Raw genomic sequence first — 25,382 nt, 5'->3', positions numbered from 1 at the left:
CGGGCGGCCCTCACCAGGGAACCGTCGGATACCACCCGTAGCCGAACATGGCGGGCAGGCGGACGTCCCAGTAGATGACGGTGAAGGCGCCGGCGACCAGGAAGGCCGCGGCGGTCACCGTCACCAGGCGGCGGGGCTCGGCCACCAGCCAGCGGGCGAACCGGCCCCGGCCCGCCAGCGTGAGCAGCGTGAACAGCACCGCCATCACCACGATGTTGCCCAGCGACTGCAGGACGAACACGGCCGCGCCGTACAGCGGGTTGTGGGTCTGCGCGGCGTAGGTGAACAGCTTGTGGAACAGCGGGAACGGGCGGCCGATGAGGAAGCCGCCCACCAGCGCGCCCAGCACGACCAGGCGCGCGCCCGGGAAGCGGCGCTCCAGGCCCGCCAGCGGGTCGGGCACCAGCCGCAGCGCGGCCAGGCCGAGCCAGACGAACACCAGCCCGATGACGCCGAAGACCACCGACGCCTGGATCAGCCGCACGGGCAGCCCGTTGCCGACGGTCGCGGTCGACAACTGCGGCAGCCGCTCGCCGAGCAGCGCGCCCACGGCTCCGTACAGGCCGCTCACCACGACCATGCCGATCGCGAGGCGACCGAGCGGGCGCAGCGTCGCGCCCAGCCGGTCGCGCCAGGACGCGCCCTCGCGCACCAGCGGCACCACCGCGCCGAACGCCGCGACGTTGCAGGCGGTGAACGTGCCGGCCAGGCCCGAGACGAACGCGAAGACCGCGCCCGCCACCACGCCGGTGATCGCGGTGCCCTTGGCGTCGTGCCCGAGCAGCGTGTTGGCGACGTTGTCCCCGATCACGCTGTCGACGAAGTGGAAGGACCACAGAGCGGCGAGGACCGCTCCGGCGAGCACGCTCAGCACGACCAGGCGGCCTCGGTGGGCGGGCGGTTCGTCGGCCGGGGCCAGGGGGCCGCCGCGCGCGGACTCGGCAAGCGTCATGACACATCCTTATGGCAGGGGGGACGGCGGGAGACGTGCACGCTGATCAGTGGCCACTGATCACGACTGTGAATCCCTTGTCGCCTCTCGTCAAGGCACCGTCCACGCCGTGGAGGGCGGGGGCGCGGGAGGGGTGGGCCGATATCCGTGCCCGGGGGTCGGAGCTCGCGTATTGTCCGGTTAAGCTGCACGGCGGGCCATTCACGGCACACCCGATCATCCCTAGGGAGAGGAAGACGCATGTACAAGGAATTCGCGATCGAGGCCGTGATGTGGCTGATCCCGATCGTGGTGCTTCTGGGCATCGCCCTGCTGGTCACCGCCACCGCCTGAGCCGCCTCCTTTCACGGACGGCGGCCGGCGAGCGCGCGAGCGAGGTGTCACCGTGCTCGAAGTCCTCGGGGTCGACCACTGGGGCGAGGAAGCGTACCTGGCACTGATCGACGGCAACCCGCTCACCGCCGACGAGCTCGCCGGGGTCACCACCGTCGACCGGGAGGTGATGGGCGCGGTGCTCCAGCGCCTGGAGGACCGCGGGCTGATCTCCCGGGTGCCCGGCCAGCCGGTGCGCTACGCGGCGCTGCCCCCGCAGACCGCCATCGAGGTGCTGCTGCTGTCGCGTGAGCGCGACATCAAGCGCGTGCGCGCGCTCGCGCACCACCTGGGCGAGCGCCACCGCAGGGCCCGATTCGGAGGGGACGCCTCCGAGCTGATCGAGGTCATCTCCGGCCCGGAAGCGGTAGCGAGGTCGGGACAGCAGTTGCTGCGCCGGGCCCAGAAGGTCGTCCGCGGCATCGACGCCCCGCCGTACGCGCGGGCCATCGGCGGCGAACGGGTCTCCTCGCGGGTGAACGTGCTGGAGCACACGGTGCGGCGGCGCTTCATCCACGAGCACGGCACCCTGCGGACGGCCGGGCAGGCCCGCCACCTGGAGGAGGGCGTCGCCGCCGGGGAGGAGATCCGCGTCCTGGCGAACGTGCCGATGAAGATGATCCTCGCCGACGACGACCTCGGGCTGATCCCCCTGCGGGCGACGCCCCGCGTCCTCGACTCGTGCATTCTGGTGCATCCCTCCTCGCTGCTGGACGCCCTGTCCACCCTGTTCGAGATGCTGTGGCGCCAGTCGCAGCCGTTCCTGCCGGGCCAGGCCGCCGCGAACGGGGACCCGGCGGGCGCGCCCGGCGATCCGCCGCTCAGCGAGGAAGAGCGGCGCATCGTCTCGCTGCTGGCCCTCGGCCTGCCGGACGAGGCGATCGCCCGGCAGCTCGACATGGGGCACCGCACCGTCCAGCGCCGCATCCAGGCGCTCATGGTCCGGCTGTCGGCCACCAGTCGCTTCCAGGCCGGCGTCCTGGCCGCCCGGCGCGGCTGGTGGGACCCCGACGCGCCCGGGTGAAGCGATGTGACGGCGTGAACGCCGCGTGAACGCCGCAACGGCCCTCCCATCCTCAGGCGTGCGCCGGTCCCCGCGGGATGGAGTGGTGTGGAGCCCCACGGGGACCGGCCGTTCAGGGGAGGTCACGGCGGGCCCGGGCGGCGTCGCCCGGGCCCGCCCCGGTCAGTCCTGGTGGCCGCCGGGCCCGGGCGGTCGCACCCGCATGCTCACCGGCACCGACGCCGACGGGTACGGGGTGTCCCCTCCGACGGTCAGCGCCGCCGTGTACTCCGTGCCGACCGTGGTGACCCGCCGGTCCGCGTCCAGTTCCACGGTGACCGTGGTGCTGTGCCCCGGTTCGATCCGGTTCGTACCCGCCCGCGCCGACAGCCACGGGACGTCGGCGTACGGCCGGTCGTAGCCGGGCAGCCTGACCGCCTGGGCGCTCGGCTCGCCGGTCGCGACGTCCATGCCGCCGACCAGGTAGAACCCCGGGGCGCCGGTGGCGTAGACCGCCGTGACCGGGGCGTTGGGCAGCGGGGACCAGGTGTCGAGGCCCGGGTCGTAGGCGTACCCCTCATTGGTGATCGCGTTCTGGCTCCAGCTGTAGCCGGTGGAGATCAGCAGCTCGCCGTTGGCGGCGGCGTACGCGGAGACCGCGAGGTCCACCGGCATGTCGGCGATGGGCGACCAGGCGTTGACGGCCGGGTCGTAGGCGTACGCCTTGGCCGTGGTGCCCTCACGGGTGAAACCGCCGGCGCAGTACAGCCTGCCGCCGATGCCGCCGCACGACAGGGAGTCGACGCCGTAGGGGTAGGAGGCGGCCTTCGCCCAGCGGTCGGCCGCCGGGTCATAGACCATGACGTCGCCGTGGTCGCAGTCCTCCGCGCCGCCGGTCCCCATCGTGCAGCCGCCGACGATGTACAGCTTCCCGTCCAGGGTCGCCGCGCCGGAGGAGCCGTACGGGTGGGGGTTCGGGGCGACGGTGCGCCAGGCGCCCGTCTTGGGGTCGTAGACCTCGGTGGCCTCGACGGTGCCTCCCATGGCGTTGCGGCCCGAGGTGAGGTAGAAGCGCCCGTCGATGAAGCCGCCGGCCGCCGTCGCGCGGCGGTACACCGGCGCGGCCAGCGTGGTCCACACGCCGGTACGCGGGTCGTAGGACGCCCAGTGGTCGGAGAAGTTCGTGAGCTCCGTGCTCCTGCCCAGCCCGGCGTACAGCTTGCCGTCGTAGAGGCCGGCGACCATGCCGATCGACGGCTTCGGCATGGCGGGGAGCTGCTGCCAGGCGGTGCCGCCGTCCTGCGTGGTGACCGCGCCGGGCGCCGGGGCGGCGAGCCTGCCGTTCGCGCGGCCGAGGACGCCGGGCCTGATCCGGTCACGCTCGACCTTGACCCGGTTGAGCGGAGCCCCCGCGGCCTGCTCCGCCGCCTGGCCCGCCGACCGGTTCAGCTCGCCCAGCGTCACGGTGGCGGGCGCGGTGCCGGTGTTGCGCACCGTGAACCTCAGCTTCTCCTTCTCGCCCCAGGTGACCGGGGCCGACAGCGCGGCCGGGGACACCGCGAGCCGGCCCGCCTTCAGCGGGAAGTCGGCGCGGGCGACGCCCTTGGTGACCTTCACCCGCTCGGCCAGCGCGGGATAGTGGAAGGCCGCCTTGTCCGCGGTGATCCGCCGCTCGCCCGTCCTGGGGGAGAACAGCCAGTAAAGCCCGTCGCCGTGGATCGGGTCCTGCGGCGCGGCCACGCTGGTGGCGGGGGCCGCGCCGGGCGCCGAGACGGTGGCGCCGGTCACGCCGGCCCCGGTGTTGGCGTCGGTCACCCTGCCGATGACCAGACCGCCCTCGGCCGGGCCGAACACGCGGGTGCCGACGGCCACCCTGTCGACCTCCCAGATGTTGCCCAGGCCGCCCACGTAGTGGAACCGCACGCGCACGTCGCGCTTGCCGGCGAACGGGGCCAGGGACACCGACACGTGCTCGGGCCCGACGATGCTCGGCGGCGAGTTCCACAGCGTGTACCAGTTCGCGCCGCCGTCGAAGCTGACGTCCATGGTGGCCGTCGGGACGTCGATGCGCTGGACCGGCGGGAAGTGGGTGTCGAACTCGACGACGGGCGTCTTCTCGCGCGACAGGTCGAAGGACGGGCTGCGCAGCTCGGTGTCCACCTCGGCCCAGCCGTGGTGGAAGTCGTCGACGATCGCGAAGCCGCCGCCGCCCCCGGTCTGGTTGGACCGGCCGAGCGGGTCGTCGAAGTCCCAGCCGCCGTTGTCGTTGTTGTTCTTCACCGTCCAGCCCGCGGGGGCCGACCGGGTCTCGAAGTCCTGGACCGAGCCGCCGTGGTAGCTCAGCGTGTACCCGGGGGCGCCGGCCTTCGCCGTGTCCACCGGGACGGAGACGTCCGCGGTCACCGCGGCGCGGCCGAGCGTCACCGACGTGGTGGCGGGCAGGTAGCCGGGGTAGTTCGCGGTGACGGTCAGCTTGTAGGTGGCGTCCTGCGGCAGGCTGACGCTGTAGCGGCCGGTCGCCGGGTCGGTGTTGACCGGCGCGCCGGGCACGCCCTCGATGGTGACCTTCGCGTAGAGGGGCCAGCCGTGTCCGCCGCCGTCGGTGACGGTGCCCGAGATCGTCTTCGTGGGCAGCGGGTCGAGCGCCACATCGCGGGTGAGGGCCGCGCCGTCATCCAGGGTCACCCCGTCCAGCGACGCCTGCCGGTATCCGTAGGCGCTGACGACGCCCTGGTAGGCGCCCGCCGGGACGGCCAGGCGGTAGGCGCCGTCCGTCCCCGTGGTCGCCCTGTAGTCGCCGAAGGTGACCAGGGCGCCCGCCAGCGGGGCCTTGGTGGCCGCGTCGGTGACCGTGCCGGAGATCGTCCCGTGCGGGCCGCCGCGGAAGGCCGCGACGCCCTTGGGCGTGCCCAGCCCGGTCGGGCCGTCGTACCCCTCCCCCGCCACGCACAGGTACGCCGGGTCACAGGACGGCTCGGTGCCGAAACCGCACAGCCCCGCCGGGCAACTGGCGTTGTCCCCCTGAGTGACGTCGTTCAGCGCGCCGCGCGCGGCGTAGGGGTAGGAGTTGGCGTCCGTGCCCTCCACCGGGGTCCCGGCGACGGCGTAGACGCCGGTGATGATCGGAGAGGCGGCGCTGGTGCCGCCGTAGACGGCCCAGCCGGTGTCGGAGTAGCTGTTGTAGACCGCGACGCCGGTCACCGGGTCGGCGACGGCGGCGACGTCCGCGATCGTGCGCCCGGCGCAGCCGGTGTCGGACTGGAAGGCCGGCTTGGCCGCGTACCGCGAGCATCCCGAACCGGGGGCGCCCCAGCGGTCGACGCCGCCGGACCGCCAGTGGGAGTTCCAGACCTTCTCCGACCAACCGCGCGCCGTGCCGGCGTCGCGCACCAGCGAGGTGCCGCCGACCGAGGTCACGTACGTCGAGGCCGCGGGGTAGGACGCGCCGTAGCCCGCGTCCCCGGAGGCCGCCACGATGGCCACCCCCGGGTGGTTGTAGTACACGTCCAGCGTCCCCTGGTCGGGGTACTCCTGGGCGGTGCCGTAGGAGTTGTTGACGAACCTGGCGCCCAGCGTGACGGCCTGGTCCACGGCGATGCCGAGGTCCACGGGGAAGTTGGAGTCGGCCTCGACGAGCAGCAGCCGCGCGCGCGGCGCGATCGCCGACACCATGTCCAGGTCCAGGGCGATCTCGCCGGCCCAGCCTCCGTCGGCCTGCGGGTACTCGGTGCCGCCGCGCTGGTCCACCTTGCGGAAGCAGCCGTTCGCGGTCGTGCACGGCGGCAGACCGTACTGGGCGCGGTAGACGGCGAGGTCGGCCTCGGCCGCCGGGGCGTCGAAGGCGGCCACGACCGCGATGGTCTGGCCCGCGCCGCCGTCGGCCGGCAGGTCGTAGGCGCTGAGCAGGTCGGCCGGGCCGTGCCCGTCGGGGGTGGCGCCGGCGGCCATCGGGCCCGTCCGGCGCCTGGCCCCCTCGGGCAGGCCGCGGCGCATCGCGAAGCAACTGGCCCTGCCCTCGCCGGGGGCGTCGCACAACGGCTGCGCCGTCTCGGCGGCCTTGGCCGCCTCCCGCTCTCTCGCCGCGTCCGGGGTGGAGGCCGGCGCGGGCGTCGCCCCCGGGCCACCGGGCGTCGGGGCGGGGGTGGAGACCGGCGCGGGGGTGGGGGCGGCCTGCGCCGCCGCGGCCAGGGAGGGTTGCGAGGTCAGCGTGAGCACGGCGAGGACGACGGCGGCGAGCAGGCCCGCGCGACGGCCGCCCCTCCTCCGCCCCGGCCATGGCCGTGGTGCTGGTCCTGTCCAGGTACGCAAAGGGGGTCGCTCCTGCTCTCCAGGGGGTGCCGCGGGCCTGGCGGCGGGCGGCGGAGATCGTGCATCTTCGGAGCCGAAACTCCGGCATCAGGGGCAACAGCGTCAATATCACCAAGCGGCGGGATGGTGCCGTGACGCGTTCACGCCAGGGACACGCGAGGGCTGGGCCAGGCACGGCGCCGACCGGGTCAGGACACCAGGTGGGCGCCGCACGCCCCGAAACCGGCCGCGCCCGCGGCGCCGGCCACGACAACCAGCCGCACGCGCGGCGAGGGCACAACGCGTTCCTCCTCGTGGTGAGGTGATAGCGGGCCTGCGCCGGGAAGTGAGAACAGGTGAGCGGGGAAGGAAGCGCGGTGGGCACGCCCCCCGTGGCGGCCGTCGAGCGCCCGTCTACTGTGAGACGGATCGCGCGGGAGGATGACCAGGCACGCCGTCCGGCCGGCCCCGCGCAGGACGCACGCTCCGCCGACGCAGGAGAGGTCCCATGAACCGGCTGAAGGACGCCACGAGCCCGTACCTGCTGCAGCACGCGGACAATCCCGTCCACTGGCATCAATGGGGCGAGGACGCTTTCGCCGAGGCCCGCGCGCGCGACGTGCCGCTGCTGATCTCCGTCGGCTACTCGGCCTGCCACTGGTGCCACGTCATGGCCCACGAGTCCTTCGAGGACGCCGAGACGGCCAAGATGATGAACGAGCTGTTCGTGAACGTCAAGGTCGACCGCGAAGAGCGTCCCGACGTGGACGCCGTCTACATGAGCGCCACCACCGCGATGACCGGCCAGGGCGGCTGGCCGATGACCGTGTTCGCCACCCCCGACGGCCATCCCTTCTACGCCGGCACCTACTTCCCTCGACGGCGCTTCCAGCAACTGCTGGCCGGAGTGTCGCAGGCGTGGACCGGGCAGCGCGACGCCGTGCTCGCCCAGGGGTCCCAGGTGGTCGACGCGCTGAGCCAGGGGGCGGACCTGCCGCGCGGGTCCACGCCGACGCGCGAGGTGCTGGAAGGGGCGGTGCAGGACCTCTCCCGCACCTTCGACCCGGCCCGCGGCGGGTTCGGCGGCGCACCCAAGTTCCCGCCCTCGATGGTGCTGGAGTTCCTGCTCAGGCACGGCACCCCTCGCGCGCTGTCGATGGCCGAGAAGACGCTGGAGGCGATGGCGCGCGGCGGCATGTACGACCAGCTCGCCGGGGGCTTCGCCCGTTACAGCGTCGACGCCGGCTGGGTGGTCCCGCACTTCGAGAAGATGCTCTACGACAACGCCCTGCTGATGCGGGTGTACGCCCACTGGTGGCGCGCCTCGGGCTCCCCGCCGGCCAGGCGCGTCGCACTGGAGACCGCCGAGTGGCTGCTGCGCGAGCTGGGCACCCAGGAGGGCGGCTTCGCCTCGGCTCTGGACGCCGACAGCGAGGGCGAGGAGGGCAGGTTCTACGTCTGGACGCCCCAGCAGTTGCGGGAGACGCTGGGCGAGGAGCGCGGCGCCTGGGCCGCCTCGGTGTTCTCGGTGACCGAGGAGGGCACCTTCGAGCACGGCTCCTCGGTGCTGCAACTGCTGTCGGACCCGGTCGACCAGGCGATGCTGACCGACGTCCGCAAAGCGCTGCTCAAGGCCCGCTCGGCCCGGGTGCGGCCCGGCCGCGACGACAAGGTGGTGGCCGCCTGGAACGGGCTCGCCATCGCCGCCCTGGCCGAGGTCGGGGCGCTGTTCGACCGGCGCGACCTGGTGGGCGCGGCGCGCGCCGCCGCCGAGCTCCTCGTCCGGGTGCACCTGGACGGCTCACGCCTGGCCCGCACCTCGCGGGACGGCCGGGTGGGGGCCAACGCGGGAGTGCTGGAGGACTACGCCGACGTCGCCGAGGGGTTCCTCGCCCTGTACGGGGTCACCGGGGAGTCGCGGTGGTTCCGGGAGGCGGGCGCCCTGCTGGACACGGTGCTCGACCGGTTCCCCGACGGGCGCGGCGGGTTCTACGACACCGCCGACGACGGCGAGCGGCTGTTCCAGCGGCCCCAGGACCCGACCGACGGAGCGACGCCGTCGGGGCAGTTCGCCGCGGCCGGGGCCCTGCTGACGTACGCGGCGCTCACCGGGTCGGAACGTCACAGAGAGGCCGCCGAGGCCGCCCTGGGCACGGTCACGACGCTCGCCGACCGGCACGCGCGCTTCGCCGGATGGGGGCTGGCCGTGGCCGAGGCCGCCCTGGCCGGGCCGGTCGAGGTCGCGATCACCGGTGCCCTCGACGACCCGCGCACCTCCGCGCTGCACCGCGCCGCGCTCATGGCGGGCGTCCCGGGCACGGTGATCGCGCTCGGCGACGCCGGGGTGCCGCTGATGGAGGGCCGCGGCCTGGTCGACGGCCGGCCGGCCGCGTACGTCTGCCGCAACTTCGCCTGCCGCATGCCGGTGACCACCCCGGCCGACCTGTCCAAGGAACTCCGCACCATCTCCTGACGCGGGTCCCCGTTCGCAGACGCCGCGCGACACCACCGCCTCCGGCATGCCCCGCGACACCACCGCCTCCGGCATGCCCGGCGACGCTCGGCCACGCCTCGTTCCCGTACCCGGCAGAACCGACACAGGTCCCAAGTCGTAGGACAGGATCGCGCCCGATCATGGCCGTCCTGGGAGGGCCCTCGGTAGATCTGGAGCACCGGGCGGGCCGTGCTCCCGCCGGCGTCGGAAAGGGGCGCACGGCACGCCGGAACAGCGACGGAGAAGGAGACCGTGCGAATGTGGATCGACAAACTGGCCGCGACGACCGCCGTGGCGATGGCCGGCGCGGTGCTGTTCGCGAGCCCGGCGGCGGCCGGTGCGAGCACCGCGCCACCGGCCGGGACCAGCGCCGCCGCGGCGGCCGCCGGAGCCGTCACCGAGTCCGTGATGAGCGCGGCGGCCGCGGGCGAGGACGTCCGGGCCGGGGTGGCCCGGGCCTGCGCCACCCCGTGCAGCTGGGTCTCCGCGCCGGTATCGACCCAGATCCTCGCCCTGAAGGCGGCGGAACTGAAGGCGCAGCAGCTCGCCCAGGTGGGCTACACGATCCTGACCACCACCGCGAAGGCGCAGCAGGACGCCGCCACGTGGAGAGGGCACGTGACGTACCGCTGACAGGCCGATCCCGTCCTTGGGCCCCGGGGCCGTGGGCCGGATCCACCCGGCCCCCGGCCGCCCCGGCCCTCTCGGGTCGTAGGGGCGCGGAAAGCTGCGACGATCTCCCCGGGTGACGCCGGGCCGAAGACCGGGCTGAGCGGAAGGTGAGACCGTCCCGCCTCCCGCTCGGTTTCCTTGCGCGGTCGTATCTCAGATCGCGCGGTTCCGGTCCGTGGTCACGGCCGGGCGATCAGGCGGCCTGGAACTTCTCCCAGTCGCTGACGGCCGTCGAGCGCGCCCGCAGCATCCCGTAGTCGGCGCCGGTGTACCCCACCTCGGCGGACACGTACTTGTTGTTGAACAGGGACTTTATGGTGCAGTAGGACTGGGTGCAATCGACCCAGAACTTCTCCCAGTCGTTGACGTTGAGCCCGCGCGCCCGGAGAAGGCCCATGAAGCGGCCCGTGTAGCCCATCTCGGCGGTCACATAACGCTTGGCGGCCAACGAATAGATCGTCCAATACTTGCCTTCGTTGCAGATTCTGAACTTCTCCCAGTCACCGGTGGAGCCGGACCGGGCGCGAAGCACGTTGTTGGTGTCCCCCTCGTACTTCAGTTCGGCGCTGACCCGAAGGAAGCCCGCGCCGATGGAGGCCAGGCCCCCCTCCGAGCAGTTGCCGGCGACCTTGGCACTCGCGCCGCCGCGCTGGGCCGCGAGCTGAGCCAGGTTGATGACCTTGCCGCCCGCCGGGGCCGACGCCGCGGCCGTGCCGGCGAACCCCGCGGGCGCCGCGGCCAGCACGACCGCCCCCGCCGCCACGGCCATGCCGCACGCGCGGAAGCCATTGGTGAATCTCACGTTTCCTCTTTCCCACGATCTTGTGCGACTACCTGCCGCGATCAAGCGGCCGCCGGAAACGGTACGGGTGGGCGGGTCTGTGGCTCGATGGACTAATACCGCCCGCATCTGCGCACTTTTTCCTTATCAGGAGCAGCTCGTGGTCTGTCAGGGCATGGGCGACGGCCGGCTCGCAAGGCGGTGGTGACGGGGCGTCAGATCAGCGAAAGACCGCGGCTGAAGGCGCCGTGATCAGCGGGAGACCGCGGCCGAAGGCGCCGTGATCGGGCGATGGGGCCGTCCGGGGTGAAGACCGTCCAGTGGCGTCAGCCGGGCGGGAGGTCCGCGGGGAGGTCGTCGGGCCCCTGCTGGTCGGGCGGATTGGGCGGGTTGGGGCCGCCGTCCGGACCGCCCTCGGGGCCGCCGCCGTTCGGGTCTCCGTCGGGGGCGTTCCGCGCGTCGGGACGGTCGCCGTCCGGGCCGCCCGGGTCATGGCTCGGCGGGGTCACGTCCGGCGGGCCGTTCGGACCGTTCGTGCCGTCCGGACCCGCCGTCGGCTGGTCGGTGGGCGGGGCGCCGGTGTCGCGGTCGGCGTTCCAGCCGGTGTCGCCCCAGCCGCCCCAGCCGTCGCGGCCGTAGGGGTCGTAGGAGGCCGAGCCGGGGAAGTCCTCCACCGGCTTGCCGGCCATCGCCTCGGACATGAACGCCCGCCACACCTGCGCGGGCAGCGAACCGCCGAACAGGGCGCCGTACCCGGGGACGCTCACGGTCTTGTTGTCGTCGCGGAACATGTTCACCGCGGCGGACAGTTGCGGGGTGTACCCCACGAACCACACCGCGCTGGAGGAGTCGCTGGTGCCGGTCTTGCCCGCCACCGGACGGTCGTACAGGCGGGCCGCGGTGCCGGTGCCGCTCTGGACGACCTGCTGCATCGCGTAGGTGGCGTCGGCGGCGGTGGCCTCGCTGAAGGCGCGGACCCCCGGGACGGTGAACTTCCTTGTCTTGCCCTTGGCGTCGGTCACCGAGCGGATGACGTGCGCCTCCTTGTGGACGCCGCCCGCGGCGAACGTGGCGAACCCCGACGCCTGCTGGACGGCGCTCACCGACGCCGTGCCGAGGGGGAAGGTCGGGAAGTCCTTCTGCTTGGCGATCTGCTCGGCCGGGATGCCCGCCGCCTCGGCGGCCGCGGCGACCTTCCTCAGCCCGACCTTCTGCGCGAGGTCGACGAAGGCGGTGTTCACCGAGTTGCGGGTGGCCTCCACCAGGTCGATGGCCGAGCCGTAGGAGGCGCCGCCGGAGTTCGGGATGGGCTGCTTGGCCGAGGCCACCCTGATCGGGGAGTTGCCCTCCACCCGGGTGTTGAGGTCCAGGCCGTCCTCCAGCGCGGCGGCCAGCGTGTACGGCTTGAAGGTGGACCCGGCCTGCACCTTGGCCGAGAAGGCGTTGTCGTACTGGTTGGCGGCGTAGTCCCTGCCGCCGTAGAAGGCGACGACCTCGCCGGTGCCGGGCGCGACGGCCGCGAGCCCGGTGCGCACCTTGCTGGAGGTGTCCTCGGGCAGGGTCTCCTCGACGGCGCGCTCGGCGGCGGCCATGAGCTTCTTGTCGAACGTCGTGGTGATCTTCAGGCCGCCCTGCTGGATGTCCTCGTCGGACAGGCCCCTGCGGTTCAGCTCGGCCCGCACCTGGGCCAGGACGTACCCCTTCTGCCCGTTGAGCGAGAGCGGGTTCTTCAGCTTGGCGAGCGTGGGGAAGCTCAGCGAGGCCGCCTCGGCGGGGTCGAGCGCACGCGTCTCGACCATGGCCTTGACCACCGCCTGCCAGCGGGCCCGGGCGGCGGAAAGGTCGGCGCCTCGGGGGGCGGCGAAGCGCGACGGCTGCTGGATCACCGCCGCCAGGTAGGCCCCCTGGGCGGCGGTCAGCTTGTCGACGTCCTTGCCGAAGTAAGCCTGCGCGGCGGCCTGGACGCCGTACGCGCCCCGGCCGAAGTAGATGGTGTTGAGGTACTGCTCCAGCACCCAGGACTTGGACCTCGACTGGTCGACCTTGAGCGCGATCATGATCTCTTTGAGCTTGCGCACGGCCGACCGCTCCTGGCTCAGCCCGCTGTAGTAGTTGCGGACGAGCTGCTGGGTGATCGTCGAGCCGCCCTGGATCTGGTTGCCGGTCACCGTCGACCACATGGCGCGGGCCGTGCCCTCGATCGACACGCCCTGGTCCTGGTAGAACGTGCGGTTCTCGACGGCGATGACCGCGTCGCGGACCACCTGGGGCACCTTGTCGATGTCCACGTTCTTGCGGTTGACGCCCTGCCGGGCGAGCACGGTCTTGCCGTCGCGGTAGTAGATCAGCGAACCCTGCGCGGTCGCGTCCTTCTGGGTGGTGTCCGGGATCGGCGTGAGCACCCAGGCCACGGCGAACAGGGCGGCCAGGCAGAGCACGACGATGCCACCGGCGATCACGAAGCGGCGGAGGAGACGCCGCCTGAAACGGCGCTTCCTGTCTGCGTCCCGCACGGCGCAACCCCCGATCTACTGCTCAGCAAACCCCCGTAAGCTGGGCGGATCGTCCTACGGTAAACGATACGTAACGGTGCGCCGTCCGTCGAGCGGCGGGTCCGTTCAACGGTCGCGGCGGCGTGGGACCTCCGCCACCAGGGGCAGCACCCGGTAGGCGACCGGCGTGTCCAGCGCGATCACCGACGACGTGCGCACCACCCCCTCGACGTCCACGATCAGGTCGATGACCCGTTGCAGGTCGGCGTTACTCCGCGCGACCACACGGCACAGCATGTCACCACCACCCGTGATCGTGTGGACCTCCAGCACTTCCGGTATGGAGGCGAGCAGCCCCGCGACGGGCTCGTGGCCGCTGACCTGTCTGATCTGGAGGGTGACGAACGCGGTCACCTGGTAGCCGAGCGCGGCGGGGTCCACGTCCGGGCCGAACCCGGTGATCACGCCGCTCGCCGTCAGGCGGTCCATCCTCGCCTGCACCGTGCCGCGCGCCACCCCGAGCCTGCGCGACGCCTCCAGGATGCCCACGCGCGGCTCGGCGGCGAGCAGCGCGATCAACCGGGCGTCCAGCTCATCGATCGTCATGGTGTACAGGATTACCGGCGTTTCCGACTCTCCGCTAGGCAATCTGCCCACCATTTCGGGTAACACTTGCGCATTCCAGCCATCCGGCCGGAAAGTGGCCCCATGAGCGATGTATTTCCCGTACACGGCATGGACTCGGTGGTGTTCGCCGTGGGCAACGCCAAGCAGGCGGCCCACTACTACTCCTCGGCCTTCGGTATGCGCCTGGTCGCGTACAAGGGCCCCGAGACGGGAAGCCGGGACGAGGTGGCGTACGTGCTCACCTCCGGCAGCGCGCGCTTCGAACTGCGCGGCTCGGTGCGCCCCGGCACCGAGATCGCCCGGCACGTGACCGAGCACGGAGACGGCGTCATCGACCTGGCGCTGGACGTGCCCGACGTCGAGGCCGCCTACGCGCACGCGGTCGCCGCCGGCGCCCGCGGCCTGGCCGAGCCGCACGTCGTCGAGGACGAGCACGGCAAGGTCGTCATGGCCGCCATCGCCACCTACGGCCAGACCCGCCACACCCTGGTCGACCGCGCCAACTACAGCGGCGTCTACCTGCCCGGCTACGTCGCCGCCGCCCCGCTGGTCGAGCCGCCGGACAAGCGGTACTTCCAGGCCATCGACCACTGCGTGGGCAACGTCGAGCTCGGCCGGATGGACGAGTGGGTGGAGTTCTACAAGCGCGTCATGGGCTTCACCAACATGGCCGAGTTCATCGGCGACGACATCGCCACCGAGTACTCCGCGCTGATGTCCAAGGTCGTCGCGAACGGCACCCGCAAGGTCAAGTTCCCGCTGAACGAGCCGGCGGTCAGCCGCAAGAAGTCGCAGATCGACGAGTACCTGGAGTTCTACGGCGGACCCGGCGTCCAGCACATCGCCCTGGCCACCAACGACATCGTGCGCACCGTCGAGCGGATGCGCGCCGCCGGGGTGGAGTTCCTGGACACGCCCGACTCCTACTACGACGACCCCGCGCTGCGCGCCCGCATCGGCGAGGTCCGCGCGCCGATCGAGGAGCTGAAGCGGCACCGCATCCTGGTGGACCGCGACGAGGACGGCTATCTGCTGCAGATCTTCACCAAGCCGGTGCAGGACCGGCCCACGGTGTTCTTCGAGTTCATCGAGAGGCACGGCTCCCTCGGCTTCGGCAAGGGCAACTTCAAGGCGCTGTTCGAGGCCATCGAGCGCGAGCAGGCCAGGCGCGGCAACCTCTGACCCTCCCCGCGCGGCCATGCCCTCCCATGGCCGCGCCTTCCCTGCGGCCATGACCCCCCACGTGGCCGTGCACCCAAAGCGGCCATGACCCCCCACATGGCCGTGCACCACATGCGGCCATGAACCCCCACATGGCCGTGCACCACGCACGGCCGCGCCGCGCGCGGCCGTGGACGGCGCCGAACCGGGGCACGCCCCCGCCCCGGTTTGGCGCCACCGCTTCCCGGCGATCAGTCACTCATGAGATCACCAGGAGGCGGACCGTACGACGGCCCCCCGGACGAGCCGCACGAGCCGCACGGGGGGCCGCCGTATGGGACCCCGGAGACCCCCTACGGCCCCGCGGGGCCGTCCGGCGCGCGCCCCTGGGAGGGGTACGACCAGGGCGGACCACCGTACGGGCCCTGGGGCGCCCCGCTCGGCGGGCGCTGGCGCCGGCTGTTCGCCGGGCTGCTGGACCTCGTGATCGTGAGCGTGCTGACCTCGCCGTTCTCCACGACCCTGACCGTGCGGGCCGCCGACGGCAGCCTGGAGGCCGTCCGCACCGTCAACGGCCTCGGCGTCGCGGTCGTCTGGTTCCTGTACTACTGGCTGCTCACGGCCTTCTGGAACGGCCAGACCGTCGGCAAGAAACTCTTTCGCCTGCGGGTCGTGCAGTTCCCCACCCAAGAGCGGGTCTCGGCCGGGCAGGTGGCGGTCCGCGAGATCGTCTACGGGATCTTCGGCGTGGTGTGCTGCCTGGGCCTGGTCGATCTGCTGTGGATCCTGTTCGACGGAAAAAAGCAGGCCCTGCACGACAAAGCCGCCTCCACCATTGTCGTAGACGCCTGATGACCTGCGGTTTTTCACGTAGGCTGCCTGACATGCAGCTCAAGGGTCCACGGCGGATGACCACCGCCCTGCTGTCGGCCGGGGTCGTCGTGCTGAACGCCTGCGCGCCCTCGAACGGGGCGACCGCGCCCAGCGGGGCGCCCGACGCCCAGTCGTCGAAGGACGGCACGATCGGCGCGGCCGGCATCGGCGACGCCGACTTCCCCACCGACGGCAACGGCGGCTACGACGTCGAGCACTACGGGCTGCGGCTCTCCTACGACCCGGCGGTGAAGAACCTCTCGGGCACCGCGGAGGTCAGGGCCCGCGCCACGCAGGGTTTGTCCCGCTTCGACCTCGACCTGCACGGCTTCACCGTCCACAAGGTCAGCGTGGACGGACGGCCCGCCACCTTCACTCGCAAGGGCGACGAACTGGTCATCGACCCGGCCGCCATGCTGGCCAAGGGCGCGGTGTTCACGGTCGCCGTCGACTACGGCGGCCGGCCCGACCCCGTCCGCAACTCCTCCAACCTGGGCACCTACGGCTTCATCCCCACCAAGGACGGCGCGTTCGTCACCAGCGAGCCCAACGGCGCCAGGACCTGGTTCCCGTGCAACGACCATCCCGCCGACAAGGCGACCTACGACTTCGACGTCACGGTGCCGAGCGGCATCACGGTCGTCGCCAACGGCGAGATGCGCGGCGCCCCGGTCACCTCGGGCGGGCGCTCCAGCTTCTCCTGGAGCGAGACGCACCCGATGGCGAGCTACCTGGCGACGATCACGCTCGGGAAGTTCGACGTCAAGACCGGCCGCTCACCCGGCGGCATCCCGGTGTACGCCGCCACCGACCCGGCCTTCCGCGACGACCTCGGCTTCCTGTTCAAGACCTCGGCCAAGGTCACCGACTACTGGTCCACGGTGTTCGGGCCCTACCCGTTCTCCTCGACCGGCGGGGTCATCGACGACTTCTCGGCCGGCTACGCGCTGGAGAACCAGACCAAGCCCATGTACGGCGGCTTCCAGCCCGACCAGGGCATCATCGCCCACGAACTGGCCCACCAGTGGTTCGGCGACAGCCTGAGCATCACCCGGTGGAAGGACCTGTGGCTCAACGAGGGCTTCGCCACCTACGCCGAGTGGCTGTGGAGCGAGCACAACGGCGGCACCACCGCCGACAAGACCTTCCAGGACTACTACTCGGCCAAGGAAGCGCCGATGTGGAAGTATCCCCCAGGCGCCGCCCAGCGCGATGACCTGTTCAACAACTCGGTCTACGTCCGCGGCGCCATGACCCTGCAGGCCCTGCGCCGCCGGATCGGCGACGACACCTTCTTCAAGCTCCTGCGCACCTGGACCGACGAGCACCGCTACGGCGGCGTCACCACCGCCGACTTCGTCACCCTCGCCGAAAAACTCAGCGGCAAGCCCCTCACCAGCCTCTTCGACGCCTGGCTCTACAAACCCACCCGCCCCACCCTCCAGTAGCCGCGCCGGTCGGCGGCCTTATGTGTCGATCACAAAGAGTGATCGTCCTCCACGGAGAGATTCTCCTCCGAACGTTCCGCGAGATCGGGCTCCGCCTCAAGCAATCCGACGAACGGCAGGTCACGAACGATCAGCCGCTCGGCGGACGAGTCGCCGGTGATGATCTCGGCGTTCCTGAGTTCGAGCCTCCAGCGGGCCCAGACGGTCTTGCCGTGGCGATCGGCGAGCGGAGTGATGCCGTGATCGTGTGCGAGGGCGGCGACGATGGCTAGGCCGCGTCCGTGGAGGGCGTCGAGGTCGAGGTCCAGATGACGCGGCCGGTCGGGGCCGTGATCGGTGACACGGACGCAGAACTCTCCTGGCAGGGCCCACAAGGAGAGCCGGATCGGGGCCTCTCCATAGGTCACCGCGTTCGCCAACAACTCGCTGACGACCAGAACGATGTCATCCGCGAGATCCTGAAGGTCCCAGGCGTTCAGGGTGTCGACGACGATGCGACGGACCTTGCCGACCATCGACAGGTCGTGCGGCAGGTCCCAGCAGACGGTGCGAAGACCGTCCGGCGTCTCTGGCATCAAGGCTCCTTGCCGAATGCGTGACGTATGCAGCGGTGAGTGAGTCGTCCGGCCGGAGCGGTCGGCCACGAGCGAGGAAACGCCGGCTTCGCCGCCCAGCCACGTGATCTGTTCGGCCTCGCGCATCAGGTGACGCAGCTCGTCCGTGTCCCGCGCCTGAACGATCACCGCCTCCGGGGCAGGCCAGGTGGCGAGGGCGTAGAAGCGGCGCGTACCCACGCCGTACAGGACCGTCCATCCGGGCTCCAGCAGATCCAACTGGTGGGCGGCGGCTCGTTCCGCCAGGTCCCACTGCCGCCGGACGACCTGCTCGAACCCCGCCCCCTGCCGATGCCGCCCCTTCGGCCGCACCTGGTGCCCGTACCCGGTCACACCACCACTCCCTTCCGGCTCGACCAAGGGCTCGTGCGTTTGCATCACCGGATGAATCGGTTTCTGTATTGGCAATTTGAGTCAGATTGACAATCCAGACATTCGTTACTACTTGGAGGATCTTTACAGGTAAGCACGCACCCTCAGAGTGATCAGAGTGCGTCACCGATGATGAACGCCACCTAGATCGCCGCCGTAACACGCTCACCCTCTGCGACGAGTCGTGCGACCATAGTGAAGGCGCAGCCCTCAACTTGCAAGACGTAATTTGAGTTACGGGTAATTGTCTGATTAGAGCTTTGCATTCCATTCGTCGTCATACGCCGGGAGAACCATGTCCAACAGCCCTACCGTCAAGCGGCGACGGCTTTCTGCCGCCCTACGACAACTGCGTGTCGAATCCGGGCTCACCGCAGCCGAGGTCGCCAAGCAGTTGGACTGGGACCCCTCGAAGATCACGCGGATGGAACGCGACGAATGGAAGCGGCCCGCTCCGCACGACATTCGAGGACTGCTCGATCTCTACAGAGTGACGGACGAGCGTCGGCGAGATGCACTGCTCACTCTTGCCCGCGAGTCACGGCAGCGGGGTTGGTGGGCCGACTATCAGGACGTCTTCCGGACCTCGCTCCCCGACTTCGAGGCCGGCGCGTCCATGATCCGTACCTATGAGGCCGTGGTCATCCCCGGCCTGCTCCAAACCTCGGCCTACATGATGGCGATCTTCCGAGGTGGGCAGGTACTACACGAAACGGTGTTTGAGCGCCACGTTCACGCCAGACTCGCGCGACAGGAGATCCTCAGGCGCCAGGACCCGCCCACACTGGTAGCGGTCATCGACGAGGCGGCACTCCTGAAAATGATCGGCGGTCGCGATGTCATGCGCGACCAGGCACGCCAACTGCTGGAACTGGCAAGACAACCCAACATCACCATCCAGGTGTTGCCGAACTCCGTGGGCGCCCACTCCGCGCTGGACGGCCCATTCGTTATCCTGGATTTCCCATCCCCCGACGATCCGAGCCTGATCCATCTGGCTACGTTGACCGACAGTCTCTGGCTGGAGACCCCCGAGGAGATCCAGCGCTACACCCTCACCTTCAGCCAGGCACAGGCGTCGGCATTGCCACCTGACGAGTCAGTACGGTACCTGTCGGAGCTCCACGAGCGACTACAACAGGAATAGAGGCGAATCAGTGGACCACAGCGCCCCGCTCGCCTGGCGCAAGAGTTCTCGGAGCACGTCGAACGACAACTGCGTGGAAGTGGCGCCTCTCCCCGAAGGCGGAACAGCCCTCCGCGACAGCAAGAACCCCGGCGGGCCAGTGCTGTGGTTCTCCGCCGACGAGTGGCGAGCATTCATCAGCGACACGAAGACCGGCCGGTTCGCCAACCCATGACACCAGTGACGTGCCAACAGACGAAGTAGGCGAAACATGGACCAAGGCACACACACCTGGCGGAAGAGCAGCTACAGCGGAACAGACGACAACTGCGTCGAGGTAGCACATCTCCCTCAAGGAGATCAAGTCATCCGGGACAGCAAGAACCCCACCGGCCCGGTGCTGCGATTCACCGCTAGCGAGTGGCGAGCTTTCGTCAGCGACACCAAGACCGGCCGGTTCGTCAGCCCATAGCGTTGAGGGGACCGTAGGCGAAATGGGCAGAGCATGGATCGCTGCCCTCACTGACGGGCAGCAGGAGCCGATCAATGGTTTCGGCAGTCACTTAATCCGGAATCCGGACTGAAACCCGGGACATCTCGCCCACCTCATCGGCATTGGTACGTTGCGTGCTGGCATGTTGCGTAGAGTTGTGCGGACCATCCCAGCGTCAGCGGAAGGCACCATGGTGGAGAACGGTCCGGTTGCGAGCCAGTCGAAGGACTTCTTCATCACTTACAACGGGAAGGATGAGGACTGGGCGACGTGGATCGCCGGAGCACTTGAGACCGCTGGATACACCATCACCATTCAGGCATGGGATTTCCGCCCTGGCGATAATTTCATGTCAGAGATGGACCACGCTCTGGCGACCTGTCGGCGCACTCTGGGTGTGCTCTCGCCCAACTATCTCGCTTCTCTCTTCACCCGAGCGGAGTGGACGGCGGCCTATCGCCAGACGTTGCTCGGTGAACCTCGGCGGTTCATTCCGGTGAGGGTCGCCGAATGTGACGTCGCCCCATTGCTCGGGCCGTTGGTCTACATCGACCTAGTGGGCGTGGCGGAGAACGAGGCCCGCGATCGACTGCTGGCCGGCGTCGCCGACACGGTGAGCCGAGTACCACGTAACCCTCGATTCCCAGGCGCTTCGGACCGTTGATCCCCCGGTAGAAGCAGGTCAGGCGGCGGAGCCCAGGAGATTCTGTGTCGGATACCGAATACACCGCGGAGTTCTTCGTCAGTCACGCGGACACCGACGTGCAATGGGCGGAGTGGATCGCGGCTGAACTGGAAAGCGCCGGATACGGGGTGATCCTCAAGGCGTGGGACATCCGGCCCGGGGACAACCGCCTCGACAAGATCGACGAGGCGCTGTCCACGTGTCGCCACACCCTCTACGTCATGTCCGCCGAGCATGACACGGAGGTGGCAGCCCGCACCGCCGCCCAGTACCAAGGACTTCAGGGCAAGGAACGAGCCCTGATCCCCATCCGGGTGGACGAGGGCGATGGCGACATCCCGCCGACGATAGCGGCGCTCGTGCCGATCGACCTGTGCGGCGTGGACGAGGAGGAGGGGCGGCGCCGACTGCTGGCCGGGGTGGCCGAGCACGCGGAGCGGGTCGCACGAGCCGGCTTCCCGAACAAGTCGGAAAAGCGGGTCCGATTTCCTGGTGCCGAGCAGGGGGTGTACGAACTTCGCGGACACCGTCCGGACCCCCGTTTCATCGGACGCGATGACACGCTGGCCGATCTGTACCGTGCCCTGCGAGCCAATCGCCCGACTTCCGCCGTCCAGGCGATAACCGGCCTGGGTGGGATGGGCAAGACCCAGGTCGCCGTCGAATACGCCTTTCGGCACGGCGTCGCGTACGACCTGGTGTGGTGGGTGCGGGCCGAGGACCCGACCACTTTGCGGGGAGACTACGCCGAACTCGCTACCGAGCTGCGTTTGCCATTCGAGAAAGACGACCAAGCGATAGCAGCCCTTCGCCAAGAGCTGCGCCGCCGTAAGAACTGGCTGCTGATCTTCGACAACGCCGAGGACCCCGGCGAGATCTTGCCGCTGATCCCTGAGCGGCACATGGGGCATGTGCTCATCACCTCCCGGCGGCCGGAATGGCCCCATGCGGAACTCCGGCACCTCGACATTCTCCCCGTCCCCGCCGCGGTGGACTATCTGCGGCAGTGGGGAGGGATAACCAGTGCTGACACGGCAAAGGACCTGGCGGAGGCCCTGGGGTGTCTGCCTCTGGCGCTGGCACAGGCGGCGAGCGTCATCGCGGATGGAATGTCCGCCACCGACTACCTCGACCACCTCCACAAGCAGTCGCCGGAACTGTTCATGCGGGGACCAGCCGGGAACCACCAGGCGACGATCGCGTCCACGTGGCGGGTGTCCTTCGACCGTCTGGCCGACCGGTCCCCGGCCGCCGTGTCCTTGCTCCGCCTCACGGCGTTTCTCGGAGCCGAGGCGATCCCGTTGGACCGGCTCGTTCCGGTAGCGGACATGCCTGCCGAGCTGGCCGAGGCGCTGACGAACCCGTTCAGCCGCACCGAGGCCACGCAGGCCCTTCGGGAGTATTCGCTGGCCAAGACCGGTGACGGCCTGATGTCGATCCATCGAATGGTGCAAGCCGTCACGCGCACCGAACTCGCCGCCGACGAGCCTCTCTGGGCAGGGTTTGCGCTCGCGACTATGAGCACCACGTTTCCCATTGAGGTTCGTAACCCCACGTCTTGGCCGACGTGCGAAACGATGCTCGCCCACGCTCTCTCAAGCGCACAGCACGCCCGGCGGCTCCGCGTCGACATCATGGGGACGATCGACCTGCTGGACCGGGTCGCGCGATATCTCCTGGTCCGGGGAAGATCGGACCGGGCGGCTGCGGTCGTCGAGGACGCGCTAACGTCGGCGAAGCAGCTTCCCACCGATGCTCTTGAGTATCTCCGCTGCCGCAACACCCAGGGACTGATCCTGCTGAGTCAAGGCGACCGTCACGGGGCGGGGCAAGCGCAGGAGGAGGTCTATCACGCCAGAATCCGGAAGCTCGGAGAAGACGATGTAGACACGCTACGCGCCGGCCGAGATCTCGTTGAGGCCCGTTATGTCCAAGGTCAATGGGCAGAGGCCACTCAACTGCAGGATCGGCTCGTCGAGACCTTCACCACGGTCCTTGGCGCGGAGGACCTCGAAACCGTCACCGCTTCGTCCTACCAGGCAACCCTCCTCCGGACCGCCGGACAGTACCAACGGGCTCGCATCCTGGAGGAGCGAGTTCTGGAAGCACGTCGACGACTCCTCGGCGACGAACACCCCGACACCCTCACCGCGACCGCCAACCTCGCCGCCACCCTCGACGCACAAGGCGAGTACGACCGCGCCCGCACCATGACAGAACAGGTGCTCGACGCCCGCCGCCGACTCCTCGGCGACGAACACCCCGACACCCTCAACGCGATCATCAACCTCGCCGCCACCCTGCAGGCACAAGGCGAGTACGACCGCGCCCGCACCCTCCAAGAACAGGTGCTCGACGCCTACCGCCGACTCCTCGGCGACGAACACCCCGACACCCTCACCGCGACCGCCAACCTCGCCGCCATCCTCGACGCACAAGGCGAGTACGACCGCGCCCGCACCATGACAGAACAGGTGCTCGACGCCCGCCGCCGACTCCTCGGCGACGAACACCCCGACACCCTCAACGCGATCACCAACCTCGCCGCCACCCTCCACGCACAAGGCGAGTACGACCGCGCCCGCACCCTCCAAGAACAGGTGCTCGACGCCCGCCGCCGACTGCACGGCGACGAACACCCCGACACCATCACCGCGACCAGCAACCACACCGTCACCCTCCGGGCACTGGGCGAATACGAACATGCCCGCACCCTCCAAGAACAGGTGCTCGACGCCCGCCGCCGACTCCTCGGCGACGAACACCCCGACACCCTCAACGCGACCGCCAACCTCGCTACCATCCTTGACGCACAAGGCGAAACGGCGAAAGCGCAGTCCTTACTCGTTGACGCTCTCACTGCCAGCCAACGGGCCTACGGCAGGAAGAGCACGCTCACATCCCGTATCGCCTGGCAGCTGGTGTCTCTCCTTGACGCGCCTCATGAAGCGAACAGGAAGAACTCCGTCGTCATTGAGAACCTCTCCTGGCTGTCGAAGGAACCACCCAGCAGGCTGAGCGGAGAGCAGAAGAGCATCAAGGAACGCATCAAGCGCTTCCTTTTCGGCGGAGGCAAGCCGGCCAACCGCCGCCCGTCGAAACGCAAGAAATAGCCTGCCCGCATGGGTCCACCAGGCCCTCTCGTCCAGAAGCGTCCGCCAGATGAGGTAAGGCAGCCCCACAGAGGGTCTACCGGCGCCGCTGCTCACTGTTCTGCGACGTGGTCGGCGAGTCCAGAGTCGTACGAGGTGGGCTCTCCATATCTGCCACGCTCTTCACATCAGGCGGATAGTTTGCTGTCCATGGACGCCGATACCTGGGGAGACGTCGAGCGGCTTGTCGCCTGGCTGGACACGGCGAGTGCGCTCGCGCCTGAGAGTGAGTTGCTGTTGCGGCTGATGAAGGTGTCGGAGGAGACGGGTGAGGTGGCGGCGGCCGTCATCGGCGCGCTCGGGCAGAACCCCCGCAAGGGGGTCACCCACACGTGGGAGCAGGTCGACGGCGAGCTATGCGACGTCATCCTGACCGCCATGGTCGCCCTGAGGTCACGGAACGCCGACGCGGCGAACGTCTTCCGTGAGCACGTCACCGGCGTCGTGACCAGAGCCCTCGGCTCACCCGCCTAGACCCGGGCTCCGGGCGATCGCGGGGGCCGCGATGCCGGCGTCCTGGCGAGTCGATTTCTCGGCCTATCCGAAGATGAGTTTGTAGCCGTAGCGGCGCAGGCCGGCGAGGACCTCGTCGCAGTGGACGGGGCCCCGGGTCTCCAGGTGGAGCAGGACCTCGGCCTCGTCCAGGTGGAGGCGGGGGTCGACCCGCTCGTGGCCGACGTCGAGCACGTTCGCTCCGAGGTCGGCCAGCCGGGCGAGCAGCGTCGCCAGCGCCCCCGGGCGGTCGGGGAGCCGCAGACGGAAGGCGAGATAGCGACCGGCGGCCGACAGGCCGTGGCGCAGCACCCTGGACAGCAGCAGCGGGTCGATGTTGCCGCCGGACAGCACCGCGACCACCGGCGGCTCGAAGGCGTGCGGCCAGTCGAGCAGCGCCGCGACCCCGGCCACGCCCGCCGGCTCCACGACGAGCTTGGTGCGTTCGAGGCACAGCAGCAGCGCGCGCGACAGCGTCTCCTCCGAGACGGTGACCACGCTGTCGACCAGGTAGTGGATCATCTCGAACGTGATGTCGCCGGGCCGGCCGACGGCGATGCCGTCCGCCATGGTGGACGCCGGGTCGACCATGACCGGGTGCCCGGCCGCCAGCGAGGCGGGGTAGGCGGCGGCCTGTTCGGCCTGCACGCCCACCACGCGCACCCCCGGGCGCATGGACTTGACCGCGAGCGCCACCCCGGCCGCGAGCCCGCCGCCGCCGATCGCGACCATGATCGTGCCGACGTCGGGGAGCTGGTCGAGGATCTCCAGCCCCACGGTGCCCTGACCAGCGACGACGTCGGGATGGTCGAAGGGGTGGATGAACACCGCCCCGGTCTCCTCGGCGTGCTGCTTGGCCGCGGCCAGCGCCTGGTCGACGGTGGTCCCCGCGAAGATCACATCGGCCCCGTACGCGCGGGTCGCCTCGACCTTGGGCAGCGGGGCGCCCTCGGGCATGAAGACCGTGGACTTGCAGCCCAGCAGCCCCGACGCCAGCGCCACCCCCTGGGCGTGGTTGCCCGCGCTGGCCGCCACCACGCCGCGGGAGCGCTCTTCCTCGGTCAGCCGGGCGATGCGCACGTAGGCGCCCCTGACCTTGAACGACCCGGCCCGCTGGAGGTTCTCGCACTTGAGGTACACCGGGCCGCCGATCATCTCCGACAGCACGCGCGAATGCAGCAGGGGGGTGCGGATCACGACGTCTTCGAGCAGATCACGGGCGGCGACCACATCGTCGTAGGTCACCTCAGACTGCGCCATGCCCGCAGTCTCCCACTCCTGGCTCC

At 70.2% G+C, this 25,382-nt stretch carries 19 protein-coding genes; 12 read left to right on the top strand and 7 right to left on the bottom strand.

The annotated features are described in order from the left end of the window. Positions 1–10 precede the first annotated feature (10 nt). Positions 11–952, bottom strand: coding sequence for a hypothetical protein (locus ACWEN6_RS12055; protein ID WP_452570209.1), 942 nt, complete (start codon positions 950–952; stop codon positions 11–13). Positions 953–1,337: 385 nt separating this feature from the next. Between ACWEN6_RS12055 and ACWEN6_RS12050 the strand changes: the two genes are divergently transcribed. Then, positions 1,338–2,348, top strand: coding sequence for a helix-turn-helix domain-containing protein (locus ACWEN6_RS12050; RefSeq protein WP_452570208.1), 1,011 nt, complete (start codon positions 1,338–1,340; stop codon positions 2,346–2,348). A 162-nt stretch (positions 2,349–2,510) separates the two neighbouring features. On the opposite strand, the gene ACWEN6_RS12045 is transcribed toward ACWEN6_RS12050, so the two are convergent. Further along, on the bottom strand, positions 2,511–6,542 hold the full coding sequence (locus ACWEN6_RS12045; protein WP_452570207.1) for a carboxypeptidase regulatory-like domain-containing protein: 4,032 nt from the start codon (positions 6,540–6,542) through the stop codon (positions 2,511–2,513). A 580-nt stretch (positions 6,543–7,122) separates the two neighbouring features. Here ACWEN6_RS12045 and ACWEN6_RS12040 point away from each other — a divergent pair. Together ACWEN6_RS12040 and ACWEN6_RS12035 are read left to right on the top strand one after the other, a co-directional pair. Further along, complete coding sequence (locus ACWEN6_RS12040) at positions 7,123–9,087, top strand: thioredoxin domain-containing protein (protein WP_452570206.1); 1,965 nt, start codon at positions 7,123–7,125, stop codon at positions 9,085–9,087. A 273-nt stretch (positions 9,088–9,360) separates the two neighbouring features. Next, positions 9,361–9,741, top strand: a complete 381-nt coding sequence (locus tag ACWEN6_RS12035) for a hypothetical protein (RefSeq protein WP_452570205.1) — start codon at positions 9,361–9,363, stop codon at positions 9,739–9,741. A 232-nt stretch (positions 9,742–9,973) separates the two neighbouring features. Here ACWEN6_RS12035 and ACWEN6_RS12030 read toward each other — a convergent pair whose 3' ends face one another. From ACWEN6_RS12030 to ACWEN6_RS12020, 3 genes are all read right to left on the bottom strand, one after another. Continuing rightward, positions 9,974–10,582, bottom strand: a complete 609-nt coding sequence (locus ACWEN6_RS12030; protein WP_452570204.1) for a fascin domain-containing protein — start codon at positions 10,580–10,582, stop codon at positions 9,974–9,976. Positions 10,583–10,887: 305 nt separating this feature from the next. Then, a complete protein-coding gene (locus ACWEN6_RS12025) occupies positions 10,888–13,020 on the bottom strand; it encodes a transglycosylase domain-containing protein (protein ID WP_452570203.1) in 2,133 nt (710 codons plus the stop codon). Positions 13,021–13,179: 159 nt separating this feature from the next. Further along, positions 13,180–13,659, bottom strand: a complete 480-nt coding sequence (locus ACWEN6_RS12020; protein WP_354840009.1) for an Lrp/AsnC family transcriptional regulator — start codon at positions 13,657–13,659, stop codon at positions 13,180–13,182. A gap of 102 nt (positions 13,660–13,761) precedes the next feature. Here ACWEN6_RS12020 and hppD point away from each other — a divergent pair, with 102 nt between their 5' ends. The 3 genes from hppD to ACWEN6_RS12005 all read left to right on the top strand — a co-directional run bounded on the left by hppD (position 13,762) and on the right by ACWEN6_RS12005 (position 17,162). Further along, on the top strand, positions 13,762–14,862 hold the full coding sequence (gene hppD / locus ACWEN6_RS12015) for a 4-hydroxyphenylpyruvate dioxygenase (protein ID WP_354840007.1): 1,101 nt from the start codon (positions 13,762–13,764) through the stop codon (positions 14,860–14,862). A 240-nt stretch (positions 14,863–15,102) separates the two neighbouring features. Further along, positions 15,103–15,693, top strand: coding sequence for an RDD family protein (locus ACWEN6_RS12010; RefSeq protein ID WP_452570202.1), 591 nt, complete (start codon positions 15,103–15,105; stop codon positions 15,691–15,693). A gap of 32 nt (positions 15,694–15,725) precedes the next feature. Then, positions 15,726–17,162 carry a M1 family metallopeptidase gene (locus tag ACWEN6_RS12005; RefSeq protein ID WP_452570201.1) on the top strand — a complete coding sequence of 479 codons (1,437 nt, stop codon included), beginning with the start codon at positions 15,726–15,728 and terminating at the stop codon, positions 17,160–17,162. Between the two features lie 29 nt (positions 17,163–17,191). On the opposite strand, the gene ACWEN6_RS12000 is transcribed toward ACWEN6_RS12005, so the two are convergent. Further along, entirely contained in the window at positions 17,192–18,109 is a 918-nt protein-coding gene (locus ACWEN6_RS12000; RefSeq protein WP_452570200.1) for an ATP-binding protein, read from the bottom strand. Positions 18,110–18,443: 334 nt separating this feature from the next. Between ACWEN6_RS12000 and ACWEN6_RS11995 the strand changes: the two genes are divergently transcribed. From ACWEN6_RS11995 to ACWEN6_RS11970, 6 genes are all read left to right on the top strand, one after another. Continuing rightward, positions 18,444–19,295: a helix-turn-helix domain-containing protein gene (locus ACWEN6_RS11995; protein WP_452570199.1), complete on the top strand. Its 852-nt coding sequence runs from the start codon at positions 18,444–18,446 to the stop codon at positions 19,293–19,295. 10 nt (positions 19,296–19,305) lie between these two features. Beyond that, positions 19,306–19,509, top strand: a complete 204-nt coding sequence (locus tag ACWEN6_RS11990; RefSeq protein ID WP_452570198.1) for a DUF397 domain-containing protein — start codon at positions 19,306–19,308, stop codon at positions 19,507–19,509. Between the two features lie 36 nt (positions 19,510–19,545). After that, a complete protein-coding gene (locus ACWEN6_RS11985; protein WP_452570197.1) occupies positions 19,546–19,746 on the top strand; it encodes a DUF397 domain-containing protein in 201 nt (66 codons plus the stop codon). 211 nt (positions 19,747–19,957) lie between these two features. Beyond that, on the top strand, positions 19,958–20,431 hold the full coding sequence (locus ACWEN6_RS11980) for a toll/interleukin-1 receptor domain-containing protein (protein WP_452570196.1): 474 nt from the start codon (positions 19,958–19,960) through the stop codon (positions 20,429–20,431). 44 nt (positions 20,432–20,475) lie between these two features. After that, entirely contained in the window at positions 20,476–23,565 is a 3,090-nt protein-coding gene (gene fxsT / locus ACWEN6_RS11975) for an FxSxx-COOH system tetratricopeptide repeat protein (protein ID WP_452570195.1), read from the top strand. A 189-nt stretch (positions 23,566–23,754) separates the two neighbouring features. Beyond that, positions 23,755–24,078 (top strand): MazG-like family protein, encoded by a 324-nt coding sequence (locus ACWEN6_RS11970; RefSeq protein ID WP_452570194.1) that lies wholly within the window; start codon positions 23,755–23,757, stop codon positions 24,076–24,078. A 63-nt stretch (positions 24,079–24,141) separates the two neighbouring features. Here the strand turns inward: ACWEN6_RS11970 and ilvA are convergent, their stop codons facing one another. Further along, positions 24,142–25,356, bottom strand: a complete 1,215-nt coding sequence (gene ilvA / locus ACWEN6_RS11965) for a threonine ammonia-lyase (protein WP_354922635.1) — start codon at positions 25,354–25,356, stop codon at positions 24,142–24,144. Between the last annotated feature and the right edge of the window lie 26 nt (positions 25,357–25,382).

This window comes from Sphaerisporangium sp. NPDC004334, from assembly GCF_053602655.1.
This window is presented reverse-complemented; position numbering and strand designations above follow the sequence as displayed.